This is a genomic window from Bacilli bacterium, assembly GCA_036381315.1.
Classification (GTDB): Bacteria; Bacillota; Bacilli; order Paenibacillales; family KCTC-25726; genus DASVDB01.
On the sequence record DASVDB010000018.1, the window covers coordinates 1 to 25,142 of the forward strand.

Consider the following 25,142-nt stretch of genomic DNA (forward strand, 5'->3'; position numbering starts at 1 on the left):
GGGTGGGTTGTGCGGGGAGGCGCCCCCAATTTAGCGCTGGGCGGGAAGGTTTGTGCAGGGGGAACGCCCGCGCTGTGCAGGGAGGGGCGTGCAGTGATCGTTGGGCAAGGTGGCATAACGTTAGCGGCTAAAAAAGCGGCCCGAATTGCGGAGCCGCTCTTTTGCCGGGATTGCCGGTTTTTTCGAATCTTAAGGATGATCTTTAGAATGATCGGGCTTTTGGCCGCCGACGCCGTACCGGTAAACAAGTTCTCCTCCGTTCCATCCTCCGTACAGAAGCGCAATAAACCCCAACCCGGAAAGCGCCAGGGCGATCGCCAGGATGCCGTCGCCCGGAGCCGTTTTGCCGAAACGGACAAAGAAACTGCCCGCAAACAGGGCAATCGCCGCGATCATTACCATCATATGGCGCATGGCAATGCGTTCCCGCGGCCCACCCGGCGGAATCGACACAAAATCGATCAGTCCGGTTATGAAGACAGGCAAGGAAACCACAAGGCCAATCGCCAGACACCAGAACGAGAACTCCCGCCAAAACCCGCCGCCGTTCCATGCTTCCAGCACGTCCCCCAACAACGAAACAGGCAAGAGCGCCATCGGAAAATGGGTGAGAAACGGATGCATAGGATGTCCCAAAAGCCTAAATTGTTTTTTCCGCGGCATAAATACGACGACCTTTTTTACAAAATTCCGATAAGCAACAGCACAAACGCGACAACCGCAACCAAAGCGTGGACGGCGATAAAGGACTTCGGATGTTGTTGGTCGCGAAGATGGTAAGAAAACAGGACAAATCCGCCCAACGCGGCAATGATGAAGAGAACCAGTGCGACAGTTGCCAATGTTCCCGCTTCGCCTTGCGCCACTCCGATAATCAGAAAAACGAGACCGGCGGCAGCAACCAATCCGTGAATGATCGACAACCACATCGGCATTTTTTGCCCGCGGGCCCGGAAAGAACCGAGAGCCAAGCCTCCCAACGCGGCGATCGCAAACAGGATTGCGGATATAGCAAGCATCCAAATCCCCTCCATATAAATGTAATTATTCTATTTTAATATTACATTTAAAGATTACCGCAATATTCATAATTGAGCAATAAATTTATTCATGCGACTTTTTCCGGTTTAAATGAACGAACGTGATGGCCAACGCCATCAGAAGCACGCAGCCTTTTATAATATCAAAAGCGTAATAGGGTAAATTCAACATGGTTAAACCATTCAGCAAAATGCCGATCAGCATCGCCCCGAAAAATGTTCCGATCACGTTCGGCTTGCCCGCCCCCAAAACGGAGTAGCCGACAAATACGGCGGCGACGGACTCCATCAATAACGGCGAGCCCGCATCGATTTGTCCCGAACCAACGCGGGCGGCAAACAAAATTCCAGCGATTGCGGCAAAGACGCCCGACAAAACATAAGCGAACAAACGCACGCGATTGACCCGAATGCCCGACAGCCGCGCGGCTTCCCGATTCCCTCCGGTAATGTACATTTGCCTGCCCCATCTTGTATAATGCAAAAACAGATGCGCAACGAGCACCGCAATCAGCATCATAATAACCGGTACCGGCACGCCCAACAATTTGCCTTGTCCGATCCAGAGAAACGATTGGGCAAATTCTCCGGGGGCCTTTGTTCCGTCCGTCATTTGCATATGATTGTATATGGAATAGCCGTGCGTGTAAGTTTTATGCACGCCGCCGATGATGTACATCACTGTTAAAGTTGCGAGCAAATCGGGAATACGCACTTTAACGATCAGGAACGTGTTCAGCAAACCGATTGCCGCGCCGATTAATATGGGCACCAAAATGACGATAATGAGCGGCTGCTGGAACCAGACCATCAAGGTTGCCGTTACAACGGTCGTCAGCGATACGATGGAGCCTACGGACAAATCGAAGCCGTCGACAATGAGCGAAAACGTAACTCCGATCGCGATAAAAGTGACGATGGATATGGAGCGCAAAATATCGGACAAGTTGTCATACGTAAAAAAATACTGGTTCACAGCCGCAAAAAACAACAGGATGATAAAAATAACGACGATCGCGCCATATTTAAATGAAAGATCCAATAAGCGATTTTTCATTCCTCCGTTCTCCCTTCCCCGCAAGCGTACAAAAGCAGCAAATCGCTCGTCGCTTCTTCCCGGCTCAATTCCTTCACAATTTCCCCATTGCACATGACGAGGATTCGATCGGCAATCCCCAAAATTTCCTCGAATTCGCTGGAAAAATAAATAATCCCTTTGCCTTTTTGCGCCAATTGGCCGATCAGGCGGAAAATATCGCTTTTCGCCCCGATATCCACCCCTTTGGTCGGCTCATCGAACAAATACACTTCCGCTTCTGTCGGAAGCCATTTGCCCACCGCCACTTTCTGCTGGTTGCCGCCGCTTAAAAAAGCAACCGTCTGGCGGACATGCGGAGTTTTAATACCCAGATCCCGCACAACCGCTTCGGCATGCGTCTCTTCCAACTTCCGCCGCACAAAACCAAATCGGCTTAGTCGGCGCAAAGTGAGCAAACTTAAATTTCGCGCGACCGATTCGGCAATCAGGATTCCCTGCTTGCGCCTTTCCTCGGGCACGAGTACGATTCCCGCCCGCACGGCTTGATCCGGATGCGCGAGCTTAAGCGGTTTGCCCTTCATGTAAATCGTGCCTTTTTCCAAGCGGTCGGCTCCGAACAAAAGCCGGGACAACTCCGTTTTCCCCGCGCCGACAAAGCCGGTCACGCCGACGATTTCCCCTTCGCGCACGCGGAGTCCGACGTGTTTCACCTTGTTTCCGCGCGTCAACCCTTCCGCTTCCAAAAGCAGTTTTCCCGGCGGCACGGTGATTTTCGGAAATTCTTCCTGCAACGGCTTGCCCAGCATCAATTCCACGATCTCGGGCACATTCGTCATGGCCGTTTGCTTGGTGGCGACCCGTTTGCCGTCGCGCATCACCGTGATGCGGTCGCTTATTTGAAATACTTCAGCCAGCCTGTGGGAAATGAAAATGCAGCCTACGCCGGCGTCTTTCAATTGCGCCATGACATTGAACAGGCGGTTCGTTTCTTCGACGCCAAGCGGCGCTGTCGGCTCGTCAAAAATGATAAATTTGGCTTTTTGCAAAAGTGCACGCGCGATGACAACCATTTGCTTCTCGGCCAACGACAGCCCGCGCACAGTGCGCGCAATATCGAGCGGAAATTCCAGCCGGGCAAGTACGGACTGCGCCTCGCGCTTCAATTTGCGCCAACGGAGCCACTGCCCTTTATGGGGATCGGCCATTTGATCCAACACGATATTTTCGCCGACTGAAAGATCGGGCACCAGCACGGCGTCGACCTCTTGATAAACGCAATGAATCCCGTGCTTGATCGCGTCAGCCGGGTTTTGAATCTCCAAACGTTTTTGCGCGATTTCAATCGTTCCTTCGTCTGGCAAATAGGCGCCTGTCAGCACCTTCATAAGCGTACTTTTCCCGGCGCCGTTTGCGCCCAATAACGCGTGGATTTCGCCGCCTAGGGCAGCGAAATCCACGCCATCCAACGCTTTGACGCCGGGAAAAGACAGGGAGACATGCCTCATATTGAGTTCGGTTGCCATGTTTACAACCCCTTCCCGCCGCTTGCATTCCTTATTTCTTTAAATATTCGTCCATCCAATCCGCATATCCCTGGTTGCTGCTTCCCCAGCCTTTCACATATTGGGCCAGTTCGGACGTATTGATTTGCTTGTCCGGCAAATCTTCCCGTTGCACAAATACAGGCTCAAGCACAATCGTGTCCGGCACTTGGTCGCCGTGGAATCGTTGATACAGGAAACGCACCTGAACGCGCCCGATGTCTTTCGGGTCTACGGCCGCGGAGGCAATCCACGGATTGGAATCATCCTGAATCATTTGCAGGTCTTCATCGCTCATGTCGATGCCGTACAGCTTGATTTCCGTTCTGCCGGCTTGCTGAATCGCTCTGGCCGCGCCTTTGGCAAACTCATCCCAAGCCGCCCAAACAGCGGAAATCTGGCCTTTCGGATATTGTTTCAAAATGGCTTCCATTTGCGCTTGCGTATCAAGCGCGGTATTGGCGGTCGCTGCGCCGAAACTGGCGATTTCCTTGATGTCCGGGTATTTTTTCAAGAATGCTTCATACGCGATTTGCCGGCGTTCCATCGGGGCAAAACCCGCCACCCATATTTTCACGATGTTTCCTTGGCCGTTGATATCTTTCGCCAATCGCTCAAGCGTCATTTCCGCCATCTTCTGGTCGGCTTGCTCCAACGTCGTAACCCCGGCCAATTGCAAAGTCGAATCGAAGGCAATAACCGGAATGCCTTTGTCAACCGCTTTTTGCGCGCCTGCCTGCAACGCTTCCGCGGTTCCATGGTCCAGCAGGATGCCGTCGACATGCTGGTTCACCGCGGCATCGAGGTTCGACGCCATTTTGCCCAAATCGCCGTCCGAAGCCATGACGGTTACTTCTCCGCCGAAAGCTTCAACTTCCGATCGCACACCATCTATGTATTGAGCTGAAAATGTTCCAAGATTTTGCTGCATGACAAGCGCAATTTTTTTACCGGCAAGCGGTAAACTGTTGCCCGCATCGTTGTCCTGGCCGTTTTGGCCGGTTGCGTCGTTGCCGCCGTTTGCGCCGCAGCCCGCAACGATTGCCAACACGAGCACAAGTGTCATGATTAAGCTGAACATGCGTGATAATTTTTTCATTTGTAAAACCCTCCTATGTAAATTCATTTACTTGGGTTAACGGTTAAAAAAATTTCGCCATTTAAGCCGTTAAAACTCTATATCGCGTACGCGTGCCGGGTCTACCTTCCCGAGAGCCAGCCATTCCGCATCGTCAGGCTCCGGCGTCATGCGAACTTCGTCGTATTCCAGGGCAAAACCGGTGTTTGCCTTAACTTCATCCAAAGAGGAATAGGGATGAATGCTATCGAGCACCAAGCGGCCTTGCGTTTTCTTGAATACCGCAAGCGGCGTTACAACATAACGAACATTGCCGGTTGACGTGACAAAATCGCACTTTTCGACAAATGTGCGTCGATCATGTTTCGTCCGCCACAAAATGGAGCTTTTGGCGGTCGGAATAATGACCGCGCTGCCGGCGCCTCCGGGCAGCCTTACTTTCGGCCGGTTATATGGGCCGATGACGCTGTTGTTGACTTGTCCAAACCGGTCGATTTGCGCGCCGCTCAAAAAAGCGACGTCCAGTTTTCCACGGGCGCACAAATCAAATATGTCCGTCAAAGGAAAATGGGACCGCGTTCCTTTCAGCAGTTCATGTCCGACCGTCGACTTTGGCAGCTTGGCCGGGCGCGGATTCACGCTCCCGGAAATATTCAAATACACGAGATTTGGCGCATGGAGCTCCTTGGCGAGCAAAATGGCGACCATCGGCAGCGGCGACGATAATCCGTGAAACACGGTTTGCTTATCCTGCAGCAATCTCGCCAAACAAACCGCCATCATATCGGCTGGCGTCAATTTAGCCAAGCCTACCACCTCCTTTCGCCGAAGGCGGTTTTCAAGCCCCGGTCTTTTTTGGCGCTTGCGGCGACGTATTCGGCAATTTCCCGCGGCTCGCGGCATTGCAAAAAGCGGGCGATTTCGTTTTTGTCATACGGGTATAAGCCAGGGCAACTGGCCGGCAACGCCCCCTTCGGGCTGTGGACGACGGCATGCACCAAAAACCCGGGGATGTCCGTCCGCTCCGGCTGCTGCTCGAATGAATGCGAGCCGATGATTTTTTCCGCCGTTATGATGACTCGTTTCGCCGCTTTCGCCATCAGCACATCTTCAAATTTTTGCCCATAAATCCGGGAATTGCCCCATTTATCCGCCTCATGCACATGAATGACCGCCCAATCCGGTTCGATTTTGGGGATCGCCACGTATGTTTCGCCGGTATACGGATCGGCGACCTGACGAAATCCCCGCTGCGCGGGCAGATCGCTTCCCTGCAAGCCGTTCACCGGCAAAAATGATACGCCGTAACTGGCCGCGCGCAGCGAAGTAATCACCGTGTAGCAGGCGTGCTCTTTCGCCTCGACCAAACCTTGTTCAACCCGTTTGCGGTAATGCGGGCACAGGCCGAATTCATTTTCATAGCCGACAAATCCCGCGGAAACCGCGCGCAGGCATCCCGCCGCCGCCAACAGGTCGATATCGTAAGCGCCGGCCGTTTTGACGACTTCCAGCTTTTTTTTCCCTTGTCTGGCCAGTTCGCGCACAAATGCGGATGGGCTGCGGTGCAGCACGTTGCCCCCCAATGCGAGAATATCGCCGTCTTGCACGAGCGCAGCCGCTTCTTCCAATGAAATCAATTTGTTGTTCTGCCCAGATTCCTTAAGCATTCATGTCACCTCATTTTGCGGCGTTGGCCGCTACCGATACGGCGTCCCACACGGTCGCGTACGGCGGAGCGTAAGCAAGATCAAGCAATCCGATATCGTCAGTGCTCATGCGGTTCGTGATCGCCGCGGCAAACACATCGATCCGCTTGTCCACGCCGCCTGTGCCGACCATTTGCGCGCCCAGCAAAATTCGCGAGGCGGGTTGGTAGACGAGTTTGATGAAAATGGGCCTGGGGTCGGGATAATATCCGGCATGGCTGGCAGTGTTCACGGTTACCGTCTTATACGCCAAACCGTACTTGATTGCTTCCCGCTCGGAAATTCCGGTTTTCGCCACCGTCCATTGCAAAATTTTCGCCACGCTCGTGCCAAGCACTCCCGGAAACGCTCGCCTGACGCCCGCCATATTTTCGCCCGCCAAACGGCCTTGTTTGTTGGCGATTGTCCCCAGCGCGATATGGACGGGACGATGCAGCACCAAATGATGGCTGGTCGCGCAATCGCCGGCGCCGTATATATCCGGTATGTTCGTCTCCATGTATTCGTTTGTCAGCACCGCGCCGTTCTCCCACAAGCGGATGCCGCTGTTTTTCAGGAAATCCGTATTCGGCTTTACTCCGATATTGGCAATAACCGCATCGGTCGCGTAAGTGGCTTTGTCGGTAACAACATGGGTTACGGCGGAGTTCTTCTCGATCAATTCCACTACTTTTTCGTTTGTTTGGATCGCGATTCCGCGTTCGCGCAACGATTGTGCGACGATCTCCGCCATTTCCGCGTCGAGCGGGGGCAAAATTTGCGGCTGCAATTCGATCACGCGAATATTTTTGCCCAGTTCCGCCATGGCCTCGACCAATTCCATCCCGATGTACCCGGCGCCGATGATCGTCACGTCGCGAATGGACGGGTTTTGGAAAAAGGTCTTCATCGCAATTCCGTCGGGAATCGTTTTGAGTGTAAATACGTTGGCCAGATGCTCTTTTACAAACGGCGGCTTGATCGGTGAAGCGCCCGTTGCGATCAGGAGCTTGTCGTAATGGACGATCTTCGTGCGGCCGTGCTCAAGATCCCGGACGAACACATTCCGGTCTTGCGGAAAAACGCGCAACACCTCATGCCGCAAGCAAACATCAATGCGTTGCTTTTTGAAGTCGGCAACGCTGCGCATAAGCATCGCTTCGTAAGATTTCGTAATATCCGCGATGAAATACGGCAACCCGCACGCCCCGTAGGAAATGAAATCGCCTTTTTCGAAAACGGTAATGTTCGCGCTTTGATCGATTCTGCGCAGCTTTGCCGCCGCGCTCATGCCTGCGGCGACGCCGCCGATAATGACGATATCCCCCATGCTTTCACCCCCTCCGGCGGCAACTTACAGGATGTCCGTTCGCAAATGCGCGATCACTTCGGCGGTCGGATGAGCAAGGCACAATTGCCTGATCAGCGTGCCGTTATTCGCCAAATACGCTACTCCGGCGTCCAAACCTGCCTGTACGGCAGCCGTCTCGCCCTGGAAAAAGACCACCCCTTTGCCGCCAAAACGCTCGGAAAAGCGAATGTCCAGCTTGTCAACAAAGACCGTTTTGGCGACAATATCCGCCGCGGCAATCGCCGCTACCACCGTCTCCGTCTCCAGCAAACCGACCGCCCCCGCCGCAACCATGTCGACTGTATCCGGGCCGCCCGCGGAAGACGGCGCGCGCAGCGCGGCGATGACTTGCCCGCTGGGATTGCCGAGCATATACACGTCCAAAACGGAATATCCATTCGCGGAAATATGCTCGATTGCCGCCTGCACGGCGCCAAAACTGCCGGCAATCAAGAGCAAATATTTGCCGGGATTCACAACCTGTCCTCGGCGCGGTTCAACCCGGACTGTTTTCATGATCGCGTCAAGCGCCGCGATTCCTTCCACGACGCTGCCGAATTCCAACAAGCCAAGCGCCGTTTGCCGCTGTTCATGATCTGTCATTCGCTTCATCCAGCCTTATTTGATCAACGATTCCAACGATGATGGCATCCGCAACGGATTCGGGATTGCCCGCGGCAATGCGCGCCGAGCTTCCGGTCGAGATGATGACTTTGTCCCCGATTCCCGCCCCGATCGCGTCAACGGCCACAACAACGCCGTCCTCATCCGTGTATAACGGCCTAACAATTAAAAACTTCGCACCTACCAATTTATCATGCTTGCGCGTGCTCACCAGGGAGCCGACAACTTTTCCCAAAATCATGTTTACACATCCTTTGCAGGATCGGCTTCGCGCCTTTACTTCCGCAGCAGTTTGACGATATCGCCGGTTTTCAGTCCCAACGCGTTGGCGTCATCGGTGTCAAGATGCATCTCGACCGTATAGGTGTCTTTCACCCGCACCTGCACGTCCAGGAGAATCGCGGGCTTGGCGGAATGCTCGACCAAAACGTCCACCTTTTGATTATGCGCAACCTGATAGCGTTTCGCTTCCGCGGGGCTAAAATGGATATGGCGATTCGCGATGATGCATCCTTCCGAAAGCCGCAATGTTCCTTTGGGGCCGACCAACGTAATCGGCGCCGATCCGGCCACATTGCCCGACTCGCGTACAGGAGGCGCAAGTCCCAAATAGCGGGCGTCGGTCGCGGACAATTCAATCTGGCAAACGGAGCGCAGCGGGCCCAAAATTCTGACCCGTTCAAGTTTCCTCCCGTTGGCTCCGACAAGCGTAACGGTTTCGTTCGCCGCAAACTCTTTGCGCATCGACAGATCGTTGCGCTTGGTCAGTTGGTAGCCCGCGCCAAACAGCGCTTCCAACGCGTCTTTTGTCACGTGCAGATGCCTTGCCGAAACGCCGACGCGAATCTGATCGGGAATTTCCGCGCCGATATTCCCGCTTTCGGACAGCTTCAGGATTTCTTTCACGACTTCGCGCGTGATTAATTGGATCAATTCATCATCTTGCAACGATTATCACCGCGTTTACAGTTATTTGGCGGACGGCAAAATTTTCTCCAGATCGGCATGCGGACGCGGAATCACATGGGCGGCGATCAGTTCGCCCAACCGTTGCGCCGCTTCCGCGCCGACTTCGGTAGCCGCTTTCACGGCGCCGACATCGCCGCGGATAAAGACGCTGATCAATCCGGAGCCGATTTGCTCCTTGCCCACAACCGTAACGTTGGCTGCCTTTACCATCGCGTCGGCGGCTTCGATTGCCGCCGTCAAACCCCGCACTTCAACCATTCCCAAGCATTCCTGGCTCATCTTTTTTCCCTCCGGTTTTTTTGGCTTTGCTTTTGGATTTGCGTTTTGCTTGCTCCGATTTCGGTTTATAAATAAATTTGGCAATTTCCGGATGCGGCTTGACAATCACTTCCGCGGCGACCACTTTGCCGATTTGGCCCGCCGCGGCAATTCCCGCCGCGAGCGCCGCCTGAACGCTGCTTGCGTCTCCGTCGACAATGACCGTCACCAGCCTGCTCCCCAGTTTTTTCTCGCAGTGCACCACATGCACCTGCGCCGCTTTCAGCATTTGATCCAACGCGTGAATCGCCGCCGCAAAGCTTTTGACTTCCAGGATAGCGATGGATTTCCCTTGCAATAAAGCCACCTCGCCTCTTATTTTGCCTGCGGGAGAATCGCTTCCGTTTCCTCATGCGGGCGCGGAATGACATGCACCGCAATCAATTCGCCCAATTTTTGCGCCGCTTCCGCTCCGGCTTCCGTTGCCGATTTCACGGCGCCCACGTCGCCGCGCACCAGTATCGTCACCAATCCGGAGCCGATTTTTTCCATTCCCACCAACTCGACGTTGGCCGCTTTCAGCATCGTGTCGGCGCCTTCGATCGCCGCCACCAGGCCTTTTGTTTCGATGATTCCCAGTGCTTCTTTCATTTTGTGTAAACCTCCTTAAAATTGGTTGATTGTATGCCAAGTTAAAACGCGACTTCCCTATTTTATTGCGGCCCGACCGTAGTTCTTTTGACGATTTCATCCAACTGGCCGCTTGGACGCGGAATCACATGCGCGAGAATGCCGTCGCCGCAAATTTTTCGCGCGGCTTTCTTCCCTGCCGCCACCGCTTCCATCACGGCGGAAACTTCACCGCGCAGCTTGACCACGACCGTCACCGGAATGGCGCCGCTCTCTCCAAGCGGGCGCGTATCCTCCATGGAGAAGATTTCCACCGGGGCAACTTTGGCCGCGGCATCGGCAGCGACAAGAGCCGCCGTAAAACCGCGCACTTCAATCAAACCGATTGCTTTGTCCAAGTTGTCCCCTCCGTTACTTCACATTCAGCCCGCCGCCGCTCAGCACAAACCGGCGCTTGCGGGCAAACGATCGCGCCGAGGTTAGCCCTTCGCCCGTCGGACCGGCAATCGTATACGTGCAAAATCCTTCGCCTTCGATGCCGATCGAAGCGAACGACGGGCCGTTGGCGACAAACACGGTTGTCTGGATGCGCCGCGCAAATTCCGTGATCCGTCCGATATGGTTGGAATGAATGTGCGCCGAATGCCGGTTGCCTTTTTCCACCTTGACCGCGGCTTCCACCGCGTCGGTGAAGCTGTTCACGCGAACGACCGGCAAAATCGGCATCATCAATTCTTCCATGACGAACGGATGGTCCAGATCGGTTTCGCACAAAATGCAGCGAATGCCGCCGTCATCTTGTACGCCGAGCGCGTTTAAAAATTTCGCGACATCCTTGCCGACCCACTCTTTCTTGATCCCGACTTCCCTTGGGTGAAGCGGAAGGACGCAGCCCGGCGCCTGCTGTTCTTTTTGCGCCGTCAGCACAAGCTCGGCAAGCTTGCGGATCTCCTCTTTCGCGGCGATATATCCGCCGTTTTTGGAAAAGTGATACAGTAGGTCATCGGCAACGTCTTGAACGACGATTACCGCTTTTTCCGAAATGCAGGGCAAATTGTTGTCGAGCGTAGCCCCTGCCAAAATATCGCGCGCGGCTTTTTCCAAATTGGCCGTCTCGTCCACAATGACGGGCGGATTGCCGGCTCCTGCGCAAATGGTCTTTTTGCCGGATTTCAGCATCGCTTGCATCAAATTCGGCCCGCCGGTGCCGACCAGCAATTTCACCTGCGGATGGTCAAACAGCTGTTGCGATGTTGCCAGCGTCGGCTGGGCGACGGTGACCGCAATGTTGGCGGGACCGCCGGCGCTTACGACAGCTTCGTTGATTTTGCGCACGGCGTGTTGCGATGTGCGGTTTGCGCCGGGATGCGGGTTGAAGACGACGACATTGCCCGCCGCCAGCATGCCGATCGTGTTGCACAGAATCGTTTCGCTCGGGTTGGTCGACGGGGTAATCGCCCCGATCACGCCGTACGGCGAATATTCGATCAGCGTCACGCCAGCGTCTCCCGCAAACGTTTCCGTGGCCAAATCCGCTGTGCCCGGCGTAAGATCGGCGACGACCAAATGCTTTGTGACCTTGTCCGGAAAATTGCCCATGCCTGTTTCTTCCACGCCCATTTTGGCGAAAACTTCCGCTTCCTTACGTATCATCTCCTTGATGGCCAGGATGTACATTTCGCGTTCTTTTATCGTCCGTTTGGATAGCTCGCCGTAAGCGATCTGCGCCGCCCGGATCGCTTCTTCCATCGTGGCGAAAATTCCCGGGCCCGCATCAGGGGCGGACGGCATGTCCCTATTTGCCTTCACGATGCCGGGCAGCGGGCCGGCCGCAGGCTTTGCGGCAGGAGCGGCGGATTGCCGAACGGCGTTTGCCGTCATGCTTTCCGCGAACGATTTCACCACTCCCGGCAGATTGTTGAATGAGGATGCGGGTTTTGGCGCCGCCGGCTCTTTTTCGGCCGGTTCGGGCTGCTCATTCAAGCTCTCCTGGATGTTCAACATCACCTTTTCGATAATCTGCTGAATTTGCGATTCACTGACCAAAACCGTTCACTCCTTCTTGCCCGACTTAAGCTGTTTCAGTACAGCAGCCGTTACTCTGGCGACAATTTGCTCCAGTTGTTCATTGCTGAGATGATCGGACTTGTCGGCATGTTGCGGCGGTCGGGGGAGACACGCGGACAACTCGTCCCGGCAAGGCACCCCGGAAGGCGTTGCGCCGGGTATGCCCATCTTCTTTTTCAAATCGACCAATTGCGCAACCCGCTCCGTCGACAACTCCCGGTTGCCGCCCATTTGCCGCGCTATCCAGTTGATTTTCGCGTAAAATTCCAACGATTCCATCAAATTCGCGGCGACGGTCAAATTTTTGCCCCAAGTGAGCGCGCCGTGGTTTTCCAACAACACTCCCTGATGATTGCCGACATATTTGGCCACGGATCGGGAAAGCTCTTCCGTCGAGGGGGTGCCGTATTCCGCTACGGGAATCGTGCCCAACAGCACGATGGACTCCGGCATCAACGCCTGATCAAGCGGAATTCCGGCGACGGCGAAAGCGGTGGCGAACGGCGGATGCGCATGCACAACGGCGCGTATTTCCGGATTTTCCCGATAAACGCCCAAATGCATCTTGATCTCGGAAGTCGGCTTTAGTCTGCCGGACAACACGTCGCCATTGCCGTTCACTTTGATCAGCATGTCGGGCTTCAACAAATTTTTGCTTACGCCGGTCGGCGTGACCCAATATTGATCGGGGCCGACTTTGACCGAAATATTTCCGTCATTTGCCGTGACCAGGCCTTTTTCGTATATCGTTTTGCCCACCGTGCAAATATCCTGTTTGATTTTGAATTCCGACAGTTCTGGCTGCAATTGCGGATCACCTCCCCCCGCTTTTGGCTGCCGCCAGCGCACCCATGTATGGCGGCCTGATGACGCCTTTTTCCGTGATGATGGCGGTAATCAGCTCGTGGGGCGTAACATCGAACGCCGGATTGAACACTTTCGTGCCGACTGGCGCCGTCTGTTTGCCGAAGCCTTGCGTAATTTCTTCCGCCTTGCGTTCCTCAATCGGAATTTCCGCTCCCGACGCGATGGACATATCAACGGTGGACAACGGCGCGGCGACATAAAACGGGATGCGGTGCGCCTTGGCCAACAGCGCGAGCCCGTATGTGCCGATCTTGTTGGCCGTGTCGCCGTTTGCCGCAACGCGGTCGCAACCGACGATCACCGCCTGCACCCAGCCTTTTTGCATCACATAAGCCGCCATATTGTCCGCAATCAGCGTTACGTCGATTCCGGCCCGCTGCAGCTCCCACGTCGTAAGTCTGGCGCCTTGCAAAAGCGGGCGCGTCTCGTCGGCGAACACCCGCACGGACCGCCCTTGCTCATGCGCCAAAAAAAGCGGAGCGAGCGCCGTGCCGTATTTCGCCGTGGCGATGCCGCCGGCGTTGCAGTGCGTCAGCACGTGCACTTCCTGCGGAAACAGCGTAAGCGCATGTTCGCCGATAGCGCGGCAGACCGCTTCGTCTTCATCGCGAATCGCATGCGCTTCTTTCTGCAAAATCGCCTTGATCCGGGGCACAGGCAAATCCTTGGCGTTTTTCGCGCAGTCTTTCATGCGGTTCAACGCCCAAAAAAGGTTGACCGCCGTCGGCCGCGAGGTCGCCAAATAATCGGCATGCTCCTCCAACGCCCGATAAAATTCGGCAAAGCCGGTTTCCGGCGCATCCTTGATGCCAAGCAGCAAACCGTAAGCTGCCGCGATGCCGATGGCGGGAGCGCCTCTTACTTTAAGCTCTTTAATCGCCTCCCAAACGCCCTTGACCGTCGTGATCTCGATATATGTTTCGGCCAAGGGCAGTTGCGTCTGGTCCAATATTATCAATTTTTGCCCGTCAAAACGGACGGATTGAACGGCATCATTCGGCATGAATGCTCAAACTCCTTTGATCATCTCGGTCAGCATTTCGACATTCGCGATTTTTTCCCGCTTCATGATCAGCAATTGCCCGATTTTGAGCGCCAATCGTTGCGCGCTTGCGCGTTTTGCCGCATCCGGAATTTGATCGATATCCGCCACATGCGCCAAACCGTGGATACGGCGAATCATTTTGCATCCGGCAAAACCTACGGTTTCGGCAAATACATACGACAGATAGATGTCCTGGAACCCGGGGCGGGAGAATATGTAGTCCTTGCACTCCGACAGCATCAGCCTACGGAACTTCGCATCAAATTTAAGCCAGATATCCGCGATCATGGAAAGCAGGCGTTCCCTTACTTCCCGCAGCTCCTGCGCATGATCCGCCCATCCTTCCTGCGCGCAATAATTCAGCAACAAATTGGCCAACACCGCGCCGATATCAAATCCCATCGGCCCGTAATAGGCAAACTCAGGATCGATAACTTTCAGCGCGTCTTCCTTGATGAAAATGCTGCCCGTATGCAAATCTCCGTGCAAGAGCGCATCCGCCCTCGTCATGAAGTGGTATTTCAGTTTGGCCACTTCCAGTTTTAACGGCTCATTGTCCCAGAGCGCGGCGACATCGGCGGCGATCTCCTCCGGGATATTGTTTTCCGGCGCGTCGTAATACGGTTGGGTAAAAATCAAGTCCTCGGAAATTTTGCACAACTCGGGATTGATGAACTTGCCCACATTTTCCTTTTTGGCAAACGGAGGCAAATACAAATCCGACGTGTAAAAGAGCGTTTTGGCCAAAAATTCGCTGATTTGTTCGGCAAAATGCGGATACGCGTTTTTTTCGATCAATCCTTTGCGCATAATCTTGTAATCCGACAAATCTTCCATTACAAACAAACTCATGCCGTGATCAACATGAAAAATCCGCGGAGTATATTCCGGGCAAAGCTTCGCCTGAACTTGCAGCGCTTCCGATTCGATGCGCGAACGGTCGACGGTAAGCGGCATCGATTCGCCGACGACGCGGGCGTAAGGCAGCGCCTGTTTGAGTACGACGCTTTTTCCCGTAACATCGTCTTTGATGATAAAAACAAGATTCAAGTTGCCGTCGCCGACTTCCTTGGCCGAGAGTTTCGCGCCTTGCGCAAACAATCCCGGAATTTGCCGCACATATTCAACCACTGACGGCACCGTCAATGTCCGATAATTTTCCGCCATGTGCGATCCTCCTTAGCTTGATTTCCAACTAAGTTTATATGAAATACGACTATATCATACTCTTTGCATAGCAATCTGACAATCCTTTTTCTCATTGGCGGCTATTTCAGCAACGGCTATTTCAACACGATTTTTGTCCGGCTGTATCCTTCCCTGGTTTTGCGCACTTCGAGCACCGCCGGCAGCGCCTCTTTCAATTCCGGAACATGGGAGATTACGCCGATCATGCGCCCCGCTCGCTGCAAATCGACCAGCGCGGCGATCGCCTTTTCCAACGATTCCGCATCGAGCGAACCGAATCCTTCATCGATGAACATCATTTCGATCGACACACCGCCTTGATGCGCTTGGATGACGTCCGTCATGCCCAACGCCAGGCAAAGCGACGCGTTAAACTTTTCGCCGCCGGACAGCGTCTTGACATCCCGGTTTTGGCCCGTATACGCGTCATACACATCGAGACCGAGGCCGCTTTGCCTGCCGCGCGCCTCCAGCCGGTCGCTCCTTTTTAGCAAAAACTGCCCGTTCGCCAGCTTCCGCAGCCTGGCGTTCGCCGCATGCAAAATTTGCTCCAAAAATTCAAGCAAAATATAGCGTTCAAAAGATATTTTCAGCGGATTATCGCCTTTTAGCAGCTGGTATATATCCAGCACCTGCGCAAGCCGCTCTTCCGCCTTTATTGCTTGTTCATTCGTGTGTTCAATCGCCTCGCCAAGACGCAATGCGTCCGCGAGATGCCGTTTTGTTTTTTGCATTTCGGCGGTTGACTGCTCCAACTCGGCTTTTAATTGCGCGATCGTTTCGGTTAAAACCGTTGTATCTACGGGCTCTTTGCCCGCCAGTTCAAGTTCCAGTTGCCCGATTTGCATTTGCAGCGCCGCCACGTTTTGGCGGTACGCGGCAATTTCTTGCCGCAGCGCTTCCCGCTCGGACACGGAAAGCCGCGCGGCCTGAAACGCGGCAAGATCGGCGAATCCCGCTTCGGCCAATTCCCGGAGAAAGCGCTCATTGGCCTGCCGCAAGGCGGCCTCGGCTTCCGCAAGCTGCCGCTTGCTCTGCATCTCGTTCGCGCGCTCCGCCGCATGGCGGGCCTCCGCTTGCTGCAGCGTTTGCTGCGCTTCGCGCCAGGCCGCATGAAGCGATTCCAAAAGCTTTTGCTGTTCGCCGATGCGCTCCGCCAACCGTGCGGGCGCTTGCAAATCAGGCGGAATTTTTTCCAACTCTGTTTGCAATAGCGATTGCTGCGTTTGGCAAGCGACGGTTGCGGCTTGCAATTGCCCGGAATATTGCTCTTTTTGCCTGAGCAGCAAATCGATTTTTTGCTCCAACTCCGCATGCTCCTGCCGCAATTTCGGCAATGCCGTCGCTGCCAGTTGATCCAACAGGTCGGTTTCTTCCCGCAATTTTTTCCCTTCCGCCGTCACTTGCGCAAACTGTTCGGACCAATTTTCCGGTAGCAGGCCGAACGCGGCAAATTGACCGGATTTGTCGTCCAAGCCGGCTTGCGCGGCGGCGATCTGCGCTTTAACGGCGCTGCATTCGCTTTCCATCATGCTAAGCTGCTGTTTTGCCTGCTGCAGCGCTTCACGCGTGGGCGTATCAGAGGTAGCCGCGGCTTTCCGCGGGTGATCGGTGCTGCCGCAAACCGGGCAAGCTTCGCCGTCATGCAGATGCGCCGCGAGCAAACTTGCCTGCCCTTCCAGCCAGCGCTCCTCGAGCAATTCATAGTCGCGCTTCGCTTGCCCGAGCGCCGCGGCCAATTCCGCTTCCTGCCGCCTATAGGCTTCCAGCCGTTGTCCGAGTTCTACTGTTTCTTTGAGCATTTTTGCCTTTTCCCGCAATTGCGCAAGCGCTTCTTTTTTGGCCGGCAAGTCCGCGACCCGCTCTTCAAGTTTTCGCTGTTCTTCGGCGGCTGCACGCTTTCGTTCGCGATATTCGGCCAGTTCGGCATCCACATTCCGCAGCTTTTCGGCATTGGCCCGCACTTCTTGCGCAAGCAAATCCACGTTGCGCTTTCGCTCGGCCAATTCGCGCACGATCGGCGTCAATTCGTTCAGTCGGACAAGTTCGCGGTCTGCCGTTCTGCGTTCTTCTTCGCGGGACTGTTCCAGTTCAAACTGTTTTTGCGCTTGCAGAAAAGCTTCCTCGGCGGCTACAAATCGCCGTTGGACTGCCAAAAGCTCGCCCTGTTTCGCATCAACCGCGGTTTTGGCGGCTTGCGCCTGTTCGCCGTACGGTTCGATCCAAACCGCTTTTTCCGCGAACATAAGCTTTTTTTCCCGCTCATTCACCGTATCCGCCAACCGCTCAAGTTCCGCATACTGTCCGCGTTTAATCTCCAGTTCGGCAAATCGGCTGTTTAACTGTTCGGAAGCCCGCAGCGCCGCTTCTTGCGCGGTAAGCTGCCCGGTCAATTCCGCCTTTTTTTGTTCCGCCTGAGCGACCATGTGGCGGTAATGCGACGCCTCTTCCCGCAATCCCGCCAATATTTGCGCGGGACTGTATGGCTCCGTCCTTAATGCCTGCTGAAGCGCGCTTTCGTCGCGAAGCGGCAATATTTCCTTGACCTGTTCAAGATAAAACGTAAGCCTTGCTTGCGCTTCCTTGTAAGCGTCTTTCAACTCGCGGCTTTTTTGCTGAAACTTCTCTTCCAATTTTCGATACAGCCCGGTGCGAAAAATTCGCCGCAAAATCTCCTCTTTATTTTCCGTATCCGAAATGAGCAATTTTTGAAATTCGCCCTGCGGCAGCATCACGATCTGGCTGAATTGCTCGCGCGTTAACCCGATGATTTGCTCGAGTTTGGCGTTCACATCCGTGACATGAAACCTGTCGACAAGCGGAATTTCCCGATCGCCTTGCAATTCGTACAATTCCACCTTGCCGCCGGTCTCGCTTTTATTGTTTCCTTTTCTGTGGCCCATTTGGCGAAACACCCTAAATACCCGCTGTCCCACGGCAAAGGTGAAATCAACGAACGTATGCGTCGCATCATCGGCAAAATGGCTGCGCAGCATCCGCGGCTCCGACCGGTCCCCTCCGCTCGCCAGGCCGTAAAGCGCATAGCACACCGCGTCAAAAATCGTCGTTTTCCCCGCGCCCGTATTGCCCGAAATCACAAACAGCCGCCGGTCTTCCAGCAGGCTGAAATCAATCGTTTCCACATCGCGATAAGGCCCGAAAGCGGCCATCGTCAACCTGACCGGCCTCATCCCGCCTCACCTTCCTCGCGCAGCACTTCCGCGAACGTATCGGCAAACATACGCAGCTTCGCCTCGTCCGGGGTCACTTGCAACACTTCTTGATAAAACGCGGCAAACAGCGCGGTCGGATCCGTCTCGCGCCGCCTGGCGGCAACATTTTCCCCGCCGTTTGTATCGGTGTTTGCCACCGCCACCCGGCGTTCGACATGAAGCGCATTCGGATAGACGGCGCGCACTCGCTCCATCGGGAACAACACCGGATTATCATTCAACAGCGTAACGAAAACATAATCATCGCTGGGTGCGTGTTTTTCGATTTCGGCAATCGGGGCGGCAATCGTGCGCATATCGCGCAACGGCGCAAAAGCGCGCTCTTCCACGCGGACATTGCCCAGTCCGTCCATTTCCACCATATAAAAACATTTACGGTGATGTTCCTCGGAAATCGAATACTTTAACGGAGAGCCGGCATAGCGGATGTTCTCCCGAAGCACGAAATGCGCCTTGTGCAGATGTCCAAGCGCCGTATAATGAAACGGCTGAAAATATTCCGCGCGCACATGCTCCGCCCCGCCGACGGAAAGCGGACGTTCCGATTCGCTCGTATTTTCCGCCGGCTCTCCCCGCGGCGTGACAAACGCGTGTCCCACAAATACGTGGCGGGCTTGCGGATCGCTACATTTACCAATGAGCGCCGTAATTTCCCGCATCGCATCGTCATGGGTGCGAATCGCCTCATTGCCCAGGGCAAAGCGGACTTGCGCGGGATCGGCATACGGCACCAGATGAAAATGCACCTCTCCGAACTGGTCGCGCAACGCGACGGTTTTGATCTCCGGTTTAAACTGCCCGACAAGATACAGTCCGCGTCCTTCCATAATCCCGGTGGCAAATTCCAGACGATCCGGGCTGTCATGATTGCCAGATATCGCCAGCACGGGCGTACGCATATCCACAACGATGCGTTCCAGCAATTCATCCAGCAGTTCAACCGCTTCCGTCGGCGGCACCGCGCGATCATACAGGTCACCGGCGATGATCACCGCGTCCGGCCGCTCCGCCGCCACCGCGTCAACCAGTTGATTGAGCACATATCGTTGGTCTTCCGTCATATAAACGCCCTGCACCAGTTTTCCCAGATGCCAGTCGGCGGTATGTATGAACCTCATGATGGGCAACTTCCCTTCGCGTTCTGTTCCAATCGCGTCAAGCGTACGTTTTCGCTTTCAACCGCAACGTATATCGCTCCAGCAGGGAAAATAACACGATGCTCCCCGCGCCGGCGATCATGTTTCCCCACATGTTCATGCCATTTTCCAGAATTAAAATGTGCAGTTTGTACAAGATCGCGTCGAAAAAAAACAGGACGACCATCGGCAGCAAAATTCTTAACACATTGTGCAACCGGCGAAAACACATGACGGCGAAAGCGGAATTGAGACCGTGGTAAAATACCCCGAACAGAATGCTGTCTCTGTAAATATTGCCTGTCCAATCGGGATCGTAAAACTGCATGTCCAACAACAAAAAGCCGATTGACGGCGTATGCAGAACAACGATGCCAATCAAAACAAACGCCGCATTCCGAATGTGGGCGTATCTCCCACGCGCAAGAACAGCATACAACTTTCTGGCGAGAAGCAAATAAAGCGATATGGCGATCAACGTCATATACAGTCTCCACCAATAATGTTCATACAACCCCGCTTTCAAAAAAAACCATTCGATGGACATGAATACGGCAACTAATGCGGCAATCCAGCGATAACTCAAGCGGCAGGCGCCGACCAGCACCCCCGCCGTGCCCCATAAAAAAATATTGGGAATCACATGGCCGATCACATTGTTGGCAAAAGGGTCCGCAAACAGTTCTGTCTTGTATCTGTATCCTTCGAACATAAACAAAACGACGATTTCGCCGATGAACACCAAAGCGACTTCAGCCAACCAGAAAGCAATTATATCTCCGGCGTTTTTCTTTTTATGAATGACATATATCATGATGCCGCTGCCGACAAAAATAAACATGCAGTACCAATAAATGTTTTGCATACTCTGCCCCCGCACCCTGCGCATGAAAATTTTGGCTGACAAGCCGTACCTATGTATGTTTCGCCGCAAATTAGCAAATTATGAATGCTGCGGGGGCAATCCGCTTCGGCCTAGCTTATTTGTTCAACGACAAAATGGCTGGATGCTTCCCAGACTTCATTCGGTTTTAGCAGGCACAAGCCGGTTGTTTCCGGCGGCAGGTCGACATTCGGCGCGTTCACCATGCCGATTTGCGGTTCCGGGCAAAAAAATTCGCGCGACGCTTTTCCGTTGTAAAGCATCCAGTGCCGGTACGCTTCGCCGACATCATAGACAAGGCGAACTTTTGCCCTGGAGTCGGCCAGTTCCATCCGATTGGAACCGTTTTGCGCATCCGCTGTATAATGGTGGTCAAGCGCGGCGAAATACGGCGACACTCCCGTGCTTTTCATCGCCAACTCATGCTCATCGAGCGGCGCAAATTTCCCGGTAGGCAGCATGCGCTCATCAAGCTCCCACCGTTTGCCGATCGTCAGCGTAAGCGTGCAATCATCAGCCGTGCTGCCCGGCGCAAACGGAGCATTGATGGAGGTGTGAAAACCCAGCATGCAGGGCATTTCGTCCGGCCCCATATTTTTCACCGCCACATGCTGGATGAGTTTGGCTTCGGTTAATGTATAACGCAAAGTAATGGTAAAATGATGCGGGAAATAGGAATACATGCCGTGCTGTTCATTTACATGCTGCACCAGTTCCGCGCTGCTTTCCGCATCGCCGGCGTAAAACCCGGCAACTTGCCACGGAATGTTGTACAAAAAACCGTGCAGGTGATTGCCGGTGCCGGGCTCGTTTACCGGGAGGCGATACGTTTTGCCGTTTACCGCAAACTTCCCGTCCTGATACCGGTTCGGCGGAAAAAGAACCGGAATGCCGTGAATCATCGGATATTGTTTGAATTGCTCCATTTCCTCAGGCTTCGGTTCGTGCAAAAATTGATAATGATTTTCCACATCGCGAAACGCGATCAAATTGGCGCCGATATGCGGCAATATGTACGCTTCATATTGGCCGGCCCGCAGGCAAATGGCCTGTTCCCCGTTAAAAGTTGTTGCCAAAGCATGACATGCCATCGCATTCCCTCCCGAATCGTTTTCATCTTTTCTTATCATAATAAAGTAAATAAAGCTTGTGCAACTATTGCATTTAAAGAATATATAATTTAGTATTTTTATTACGTAAAAATTATATTATTTAAAAATTTCTCAAAAGGGAGTGCAACGATATGTACGATGTAGCCATCGTCGGAGCAGGGCCCGCCGGCGCAAGCGCTGCCTTGTTTACGGCAAAAGCGGGAAAAAATACAATCGTGTTCGATCATGACAAGGGCTTGACCAAACGCGCCTGGATTGAAAACCATTACGGATTCACGGGCTTGACGGGACCGGAATTGATCGCCACCGGCATCAAACAGGCGGAAAAATTCGGAGCCAAAATCGTGGGCGACCAGGTTAACAATATCGTGAAAAAAGACGACGGATTTGTTGTCCAAACCGAACAAAACGGCGAGATCGCCGCTCGCCATGTCATTTTGGCCACCGGCGCATCCGTCGAACTGGCGGAAAAAATCGGCGTCGAAACGACCGAAGGCAAAGAACCCCGCATCAAAACCGTTCTCAAAACTGCGGCGGACGGCAAAACCAATATCGCCGGGATTTGGGCTGCAGGCACTTGCGCCGGAGTGAGCGTGCATACGATTATTACCGCCGGCGACGGCGCCAAAGTCGCGATCAATTTGCTTAGCGAAATGAACGGTCAACGCTATGTCGACCATGATGTGCTGCAGACAAAGGCGCAGTAAAACCGCATACCCATTTTCAAGGCAAGAAACTGGCCCGGAAAGGCAATTTTCATGACTTTCCGGGCCAGTTTCTTTGGCTATTTTACCAAACGGCTTGGCTATACCTAACCGGGATAATATGACGTATAATGTTCATGTAGAACGATCAAGCCGTCCACGAAATACTTGCATCCTCGGGTGAATGGGACATGAACGATTTCGGCGCCAACGAGCCAAAAAATAAGCCGGATACCCCGCGCGGCAACGGGTTATTATACGCTGTCGCGTTCACATTGCTCGCCATGTTCTCGCGAGCCTTCATTGCGTTGGTCGACTCGCTTTTGCCGTTTCTGTTCAGCGACGAATTTCTTGCGCTCGCTTCCAAAAATATCATGTGGTCCGTTACGGCGCTGTTTGATTTGGCCCGATATTTGTTTTACATCGTGTTTATCCCTTATCTGGGTGTGCTGGCGCTAAAAAAAAGAAGCGGCTTTCCCAAACTTGCCGTCGTCCTGTTCGCGGCCCATGTACCGATAAGCCTGCTGGCTTACGCCGGCGCATTTGCCGCCCCCGGCAAAATAGCGGCGGATTCGGCGCAAAGCCTGCTGTTCGGCTTCATTTGTTCCGTTGTTTTTGCCCTGTTGTGGATTCCGTATCTTAACAAATCAAAACTCGTCCGACACATTTTCCGGCGACAGGCGGCGAATCGCTGAATCGGAACGCTCGTCCCCCGCTGAGCGGATAAAGGCCCCGTCCGCCGTACCCGCCGCGTAAGCGTCGCTGAACTGTTCGCGGGTCATCCGGATGCCCGCGGCTTCCTCATCGGCAATGCGCGCGTCCATCGCCTCGTTTATATTCCCTGTGTCCGCCATTTGATTTTCTGCCATACCCATTCCGCCTTTTTTATAGTGGAAATGGGGTTATTGTTCCGCAATGGGGAAAAAGTATGCGTTTAAAATCGTTCTTTCTCCAGCATATCGATCACCATGATCGCGGCGCCGTAAGCGACCGCTTCTTCTCCCAGCCTGCAGCCTGCAAACACGACCTGATATGCCGGATAATGGTACGTATTTTTAATTGCCGTTTGCGTGGCGATGCGAAAAAACAGCACATTGTCGGAAAAAACGGGCCCGCCCAAAATGACTTTCTCCGGATGCAGGATGTTGAGCAGATTAGCCAGGCCGATGCCAAAATAAACCGCCGTTTCGCGAAAAGCTTCCACCACGAGCGAATCCTGCTCTTTAAGCGCATGCAGCAAATCGGAATAGGTCAAATCAGCGTGCCGCCCCTTTGCCCGTTCCGCAAGCGCGCTATCACCGCCTACTTGCAAACGCCTTTCCACCCGCCGCAGCAAAGCGTGCAACGAAACGCACGACTCCCAGCTTGCGCCGCCCGTCCCGTGAAGATTTCGCTCCGCCCTGATCACCATTTGCCCGACGGCGCCTTCCATATCGACCGCGCCGTACATCAATTTGCCGTCGGCAATCATCGCCGTGCGGATCCCGATGCCGGCGTGGACATACAGCAAATGGCGGTACCGATCAACGGAACTATGCCAATATTCCCCCCACAATGCCGTGTTGGCTCCGTTATCCAATATGACCGGCAGGCCCAGCGTCTTTTCCAGTGTCGGCCCAATCACAACATGTTCCCACCCTCGCGCGGGAAACATGGGAGGGGTCAAGATGATGCCGCTATCCCTGTCCAATGGTCCGACCGCGCCGATGCCAAGGCCCAGCAAATCCGCGGAACAAACCCCGCATTCCGCTAGCATTTCATTGACCGCTTTGGTGAGCTCGTCAAAAAGCCGATCCGGCGTGAGCGTTTCATCCATGATCCAGCGGCGCGACGCTTTTTTGGCTAACGACATATCGTATAAAATCAGCATGACGTGCGTCCGGGAAATATCCAACCCAAACGTATAGCCGAACTGCGGATTGATCCGGTACAGGATCGGCTTGCGGCCTCCCGTCGACGAGCCGTATCCAACCTCGCGAATGGCCTTAAGGTCGATCAGTTCCGCAAGCGTGCGCGTCAGCGTACTTGACGTCAATCCGCTTGCATTCAGCAAATCTTGCTTGGATACGGTTCCGCTCTTGCGAATCATGCCAAAAATTTTCCGGGCGTTTCGGTTGGGCAATACCCGTCGGTTCGTCATGCGAAAACCACCGCGCCGGCAACCCCCGCCATGCCCAGCACGATTGCGGGATGAATCCGAAACCGGGTCAATGCCAGCAAGGCCGCGGCAAACAGCACGATTGCCCCCCCGATCCGCCACAAACGAAACGGTTCCGCTTCCACGAACTGCTGTCCGGTCGTAAATGCGGCGTAGGCGATCATCGCCGTGACAACCGGGCGCAAGCCGTAAAATGCCCCTTTAATCAGCTTGTGGCCGTCATGGCGCTGCAAAAACGTCCCCAGCAGCACAATGACAAGAAAGGAAGGAATAATCATTCCGAGCGTGGCATACGCCCCGCCCGGCCATCCCGACAAAAAATATCCGATAAAAGCGGCGCTATTGGTCGACACCGGCCCCGGAGCCATGCCCGCGATCGTAAGGCCCCTGATAAATTCTTCCGCATCCATCCAATGGCGCAGCAAAGCTTCATGCTCGATAACGGGAATGATCGCGTAACCGCCGCCGAAGGAAACCAGTCCGATCTTGAAAAACGCCCAAAGCAACGTCCAAATCATAAATTTCCGTCTCCCA

The 25,142-nt window shown here is 54.2% G+C and carries 28 protein-coding genes; 2 read left to right on the forward strand and 26 right to left on the reverse strand.

Annotation, left to right across the window (positions count from 1 at the left end; all coding sequences use genetic code 11):
• Nucleotides 1-189 precede the first annotated feature (189 nt).
• The 23 genes from VF260_01155 to VF260_01265 form a co-directional block, all read right to left on the reverse strand.
• Nucleotides 190-636 carry a DUF2231 domain-containing protein gene (locus VF260_01155; protein ID HEX7055789.1) on the reverse strand — a complete coding sequence of 149 codons (447 nt, stop codon included), beginning with the start codon at nucleotides 634-636 and terminating at the stop codon, nucleotides 190-192.
• 44 nt (nucleotides 637-680) lie between these two features.
• Nucleotides 681-1,019: a hypothetical protein gene (locus VF260_01160; GenBank protein HEX7055790.1), complete on the reverse strand. Its 339-nt coding sequence runs from the start codon at nucleotides 1,017-1,019 to the stop codon at nucleotides 681-683.
• 85 nt (nucleotides 1,020-1,104) lie between these two features.
• Nucleotides 1,105-2,097 (reverse strand): ABC transporter permease, encoded by a 993-nt coding sequence (locus VF260_01165; GenBank protein ID HEX7055791.1) that lies wholly within the window; start codon nucleotides 2,095-2,097, stop codon nucleotides 1,105-1,107.
• Nucleotides 2,094-3,602 (reverse strand): sugar ABC transporter ATP-binding protein, encoded by a 1,509-nt coding sequence (locus VF260_01170; GenBank protein ID HEX7055792.1) that lies wholly within the window; start codon nucleotides 3,600-3,602, stop codon nucleotides 2,094-2,096. The genes VF260_01165 and VF260_01170 overlap by 4 nt, the downstream gene beginning before the upstream one ends.
• 31 nt (nucleotides 3,603-3,633) lie before the next feature.
• Nucleotides 3,634-4,719 carry a sugar ABC transporter substrate-binding protein gene (locus tag VF260_01175; protein HEX7055793.1) on the reverse strand — a complete coding sequence of 362 codons (1,086 nt, stop codon included), beginning with the start codon at nucleotides 4,717-4,719 and terminating at the stop codon, nucleotides 3,634-3,636.
• A 69-nt stretch (nucleotides 4,720-4,788) separates the two neighbouring features.
• A complete protein-coding gene (locus VF260_01180; protein HEX7055794.1) occupies nucleotides 4,789-5,505 on the reverse strand; it encodes a CoA-transferase in 717 nt (238 codons plus the stop codon).
• Between the two features lie 2 nt (nucleotides 5,506-5,507).
• Nucleotides 5,508-6,365: a CoA-transferase gene (locus tag VF260_01185; protein HEX7055795.1), complete on the reverse strand. Its 858-nt coding sequence runs from the start codon at nucleotides 6,363-6,365 to the stop codon at nucleotides 5,508-5,510.
• Nucleotides 6,366-6,375: 10 nt separating this feature from the next.
• Nucleotides 6,376-7,713, reverse strand: coding sequence for a CoA-disulfide reductase (locus VF260_01190; GenBank protein HEX7055796.1), 1,338 nt, complete (start codon nucleotides 7,711-7,713; stop codon nucleotides 6,376-6,378).
• 24 nt (nucleotides 7,714-7,737) lie between these two features.
• Entirely contained in the window at nucleotides 7,738-8,337 is a 600-nt protein-coding gene (locus VF260_01195; GenBank protein HEX7055797.1) for a BMC domain-containing protein, read from the reverse strand.
• Nucleotides 8,324-8,599: a EutN/CcmL family microcompartment protein gene (locus VF260_01200; GenBank protein ID HEX7055798.1), complete on the reverse strand. Its 276-nt coding sequence runs from the start codon at nucleotides 8,597-8,599 to the stop codon at nucleotides 8,324-8,326. The genes VF260_01195 and VF260_01200 overlap by 14 nt, the downstream gene beginning before the upstream one ends.
• A gap of 35 nt (nucleotides 8,600-8,634) precedes the next feature.
• Nucleotides 8,635-9,306 (reverse strand): phosphate propanoyltransferase, encoded by a 672-nt coding sequence (pduL, locus tag VF260_01205; GenBank protein ID HEX7055799.1) that lies wholly within the window; start codon nucleotides 9,304-9,306, stop codon nucleotides 8,635-8,637.
• A 21-nt stretch (nucleotides 9,307-9,327) separates the two neighbouring features.
• Nucleotides 9,328-9,606, reverse strand: coding sequence for a BMC domain-containing protein (locus VF260_01210; protein ID HEX7055800.1), 279 nt, complete (start codon nucleotides 9,604-9,606; stop codon nucleotides 9,328-9,330).
• A complete protein-coding gene (locus tag VF260_01215) occupies nucleotides 9,578-9,952 on the reverse strand; it encodes a BMC domain-containing protein (protein ID HEX7055801.1) in 375 nt (124 codons plus the stop codon). The genes VF260_01210 and VF260_01215 overlap by 29 nt, the downstream gene beginning before the upstream one ends.
• Before the next feature lie 8 nt (nucleotides 9,953-9,960).
• A complete protein-coding gene (locus VF260_01220; protein ID HEX7055802.1) occupies nucleotides 9,961-10,236 on the reverse strand; it encodes a BMC domain-containing protein in 276 nt (91 codons plus the stop codon).
• A 62-nt stretch (nucleotides 10,237-10,298) separates the two neighbouring features.
• Complete coding sequence (locus tag VF260_01225; protein ID HEX7055803.1) at nucleotides 10,299-10,613, reverse strand: BMC domain-containing protein; 315 nt, start codon at nucleotides 10,611-10,613, stop codon at nucleotides 10,299-10,301.
• 13 nt (nucleotides 10,614-10,626) lie between these two features.
• On the reverse strand, nucleotides 10,627-12,261 hold the full coding sequence (locus tag VF260_01230; protein ID HEX7055804.1) for an aldehyde dehydrogenase family protein: 1,635 nt from the start codon (nucleotides 12,259-12,261) through the stop codon (nucleotides 10,627-10,629).
• Between the two features lie 6 nt (nucleotides 12,262-12,267).
• Complete coding sequence (locus VF260_01235) at nucleotides 12,268-13,089, reverse strand: class II aldolase/adducin family protein (protein ID HEX7055805.1); 822 nt, start codon at nucleotides 13,087-13,089, stop codon at nucleotides 12,268-12,270.
• A gap of 7 nt (nucleotides 13,090-13,096) precedes the next feature.
• Entirely contained in the window at nucleotides 13,097-14,152 is a 1,056-nt protein-coding gene (gene mtnA, locus VF260_01240; GenBank protein ID HEX7055806.1) for an S-methyl-5-thioribose-1-phosphate isomerase, read from the reverse strand.
• A gap of 6 nt (nucleotides 14,153-14,158) precedes the next feature.
• Complete coding sequence (gene mtnK / locus VF260_01245) at nucleotides 14,159-15,361, reverse strand: S-methyl-5-thioribose kinase (protein HEX7055807.1); 1,203 nt, start codon at nucleotides 15,359-15,361, stop codon at nucleotides 14,159-14,161.
• A gap of 116 nt (nucleotides 15,362-15,477) precedes the next feature.
• The gene (locus VF260_01250; protein HEX7055808.1) at nucleotides 15,478-18,573 is read right to left on the reverse strand and encodes an AAA family ATPase; all 3,096 of its coding nucleotides are present in this window, start codon (nucleotides 18,571-18,573) and stop codon (nucleotides 15,478-15,480) included.
• Nucleotides 18,570-19,733, reverse strand: a complete 1,164-nt coding sequence (locus tag VF260_01255; GenBank protein HEX7055809.1) for an exonuclease SbcCD subunit D — start codon at nucleotides 19,731-19,733, stop codon at nucleotides 18,570-18,572. Before VF260_01255 ends, VF260_01250 begins: the two co-directional genes overlap by 4 nt.
• Nucleotides 19,734-19,770: 37 nt before the next feature.
• Nucleotides 19,771-20,616, reverse strand: a complete 846-nt coding sequence (locus VF260_01260) for a hypothetical protein (protein ID HEX7055810.1) — start codon at nucleotides 20,614-20,616, stop codon at nucleotides 19,771-19,773.
• Nucleotides 20,617-20,726: 110 nt separating this feature from the next.
• Nucleotides 20,727-21,725: an aldose 1-epimerase gene (locus VF260_01265; GenBank protein HEX7055811.1), complete on the reverse strand. Its 999-nt coding sequence runs from the start codon at nucleotides 21,723-21,725 to the stop codon at nucleotides 20,727-20,729.
• Between the two features lie 152 nt (nucleotides 21,726-21,877).
• On the opposite strand from VF260_01265, the gene VF260_01270 reads away from it, so the two are divergent.
• Both VF260_01270 and VF260_01275 read left to right on the forward strand, forming a co-directional pair.
• Nucleotides 21,878-22,453, forward strand: coding sequence for an FAD-dependent oxidoreductase (locus tag VF260_01270; protein HEX7055812.1), 576 nt, complete (start codon nucleotides 21,878-21,880; stop codon nucleotides 22,451-22,453).
• A 188-nt stretch (nucleotides 22,454-22,641) separates the two neighbouring features.
• Complete coding sequence (locus VF260_01275; protein ID HEX7055813.1) at nucleotides 22,642-23,145, forward strand: DUF2569 family protein; 504 nt, start codon at nucleotides 22,642-22,644, stop codon at nucleotides 23,143-23,145.
• On the opposite strand, the gene VF260_01280 is transcribed toward VF260_01275, so the two are convergent.
• The 3 genes from VF260_01280 to VF260_01290 all read right to left on the reverse strand — a co-directional run bounded on the left by VF260_01280 (nucleotide 23,098) and on the right by VF260_01290 (nucleotide 25,126).
• Nucleotides 23,098-23,319 (reverse strand): YozQ family protein, encoded by a 222-nt coding sequence (locus tag VF260_01280; protein HEX7055814.1) that lies wholly within the window; start codon nucleotides 23,317-23,319, stop codon nucleotides 23,098-23,100. The two genes, VF260_01275 and VF260_01280, sit on opposite strands and share 48 nt — an antisense overlap.
• 65 nt (nucleotides 23,320-23,384) lie before the next feature.
• Nucleotides 23,385-24,590, reverse strand: a complete 1,206-nt coding sequence (locus VF260_01285) for an ROK family protein (GenBank protein HEX7055815.1) — start codon at nucleotides 24,588-24,590, stop codon at nucleotides 23,385-23,387.
• On the reverse strand, nucleotides 24,587-25,126 hold the full coding sequence (locus tag VF260_01290) for a chromate transporter (GenBank protein ID HEX7055816.1): 540 nt from the start codon (nucleotides 25,124-25,126) through the stop codon (nucleotides 24,587-24,589). Before VF260_01290 ends, VF260_01285 begins: the two co-directional genes overlap by 4 nt.
• Nucleotides 25,127-25,142: the final 16 nt, after the last annotated feature.

Excerpts from the sequence above, each read along its gene's own strand:
- VF260_01270 (HEX7055812.1), top strand. The coding sequence starts at position 21,878 with ATGTACGATGTAGCCATCGTCGGAGCAGGGCCCGCCGGCGCAAGCGCT.
- VF260_01285 (HEX7055815.1), bottom strand. The coding sequence starts at position 24,590 with ATGACGAACCGACGGGTATTGCCCAACCGAAACGCCCGGAAAATTTTT.
- VF260_01255 (HEX7055809.1), bottom strand. The coding sequence starts at position 19,733 with ATGAGGTTCATACATACCGCCGACTGGCATCTGGGAAAACTGGTGCAG.
- VF260_01210 (HEX7055800.1), bottom strand. The coding sequence starts at position 9,606 with ATGAGCCAGGAATGCTTGGGAATGGTTGAAGTGCGGGGTTTGACGGCG.
- VF260_01160 (HEX7055790.1), bottom strand. The coding sequence starts at position 1,019 with ATGCTTGCTATATCCGCAATCCTGTTTGCGATCGCCGCGTTGGGAGGC.
- VF260_01195 (HEX7055797.1), bottom strand. The coding sequence starts at position 8,337 with ATGACAGATCATGAACAGCGGCAAACGGCGCTTGGCTTGTTGGAATTC.
- VF260_01190 (HEX7055796.1), bottom strand. The coding sequence starts at position 7,713 with ATGGGGGATATCGTCATTATCGGCGGCGTCGCCGCAGGCATGAGCGCG.
- VF260_01200 (HEX7055798.1), bottom strand. The coding sequence starts at position 8,599 with ATGATTTTGGGAAAAGTTGTCGGCTCCCTGGTGAGCACGCGCAAGCAT.
- VF260_01265 (HEX7055811.1), bottom strand. The coding sequence starts at position 21,725 with ATGGCATGTCATGCTTTGGCAACAACTTTTAACGGGGAACAGGCCATT.
- VF260_01170 (HEX7055792.1), bottom strand. The coding sequence starts at position 3,602 with ATGGCAACCGAACTCAATATGAGGCATGTCTCCCTGTCTTTTCCCGGC.
- mtnK (HEX7055807.1), bottom strand. The coding sequence starts at position 15,361 with ATGGCGGAAAATTATCGGACATTGACGGTGCCGTCAGTGGTTGAATAT.
- VF260_01165 (HEX7055791.1), bottom strand. The coding sequence starts at position 2,097 with ATGAAAAATCGCTTATTGGATCTTTCATTTAAATATGGCGCGATCGTC.
- VF260_01185 (HEX7055795.1), bottom strand. The coding sequence starts at position 6,365 with ATGCTTAAGGAATCTGGGCAGAACAACAAATTGATTTCATTGGAAGAA.
- VF260_01220 (HEX7055802.1), bottom strand. The coding sequence starts at position 10,236 with ATGAAAGAAGCACTGGGAATCATCGAAACAAAAGGCCTGGTGGCGGCG.
- VF260_01175 (HEX7055793.1), bottom strand. The coding sequence starts at position 4,719 with ATGAAAAAATTATCACGCATGTTCAGCTTAATCATGACACTTGTGCTC.
- VF260_01250 (HEX7055808.1), bottom strand. The coding sequence starts at position 18,573 with ATGAGGCCGGTCAGGTTGACGATGGCCGCTTTCGGGCCTTATCGCGAT.
- mtnA (HEX7055806.1), bottom strand. The coding sequence starts at position 14,152 with ATGCCGAATGATGCCGTTCAATCCGTCCGTTTTGACGGGCAAAAATTG.
- VF260_01290 (HEX7055816.1), bottom strand. The coding sequence starts at position 25,126 with ATGATTTGGACGTTGCTTTGGGCGTTTTTCAAGATCGGACTGGTTTCC.
- VF260_01280 (HEX7055814.1), bottom strand. The coding sequence starts at position 23,319 with ATGGCAGAAAATCAAATGGCGGACACAGGGAATATAAACGAGGCGATG.
- VF260_01275 (HEX7055813.1), top strand. The coding sequence starts at position 22,642 with ATGAACGATTTCGGCGCCAACGAGCCAAAAAATAAGCCGGATACCCCG.
- VF260_01260 (HEX7055810.1), bottom strand. The coding sequence starts at position 20,616 with ATGCAAAACATTTATTGGTACTGCATGTTTATTTTTGTCGGCAGCGGC.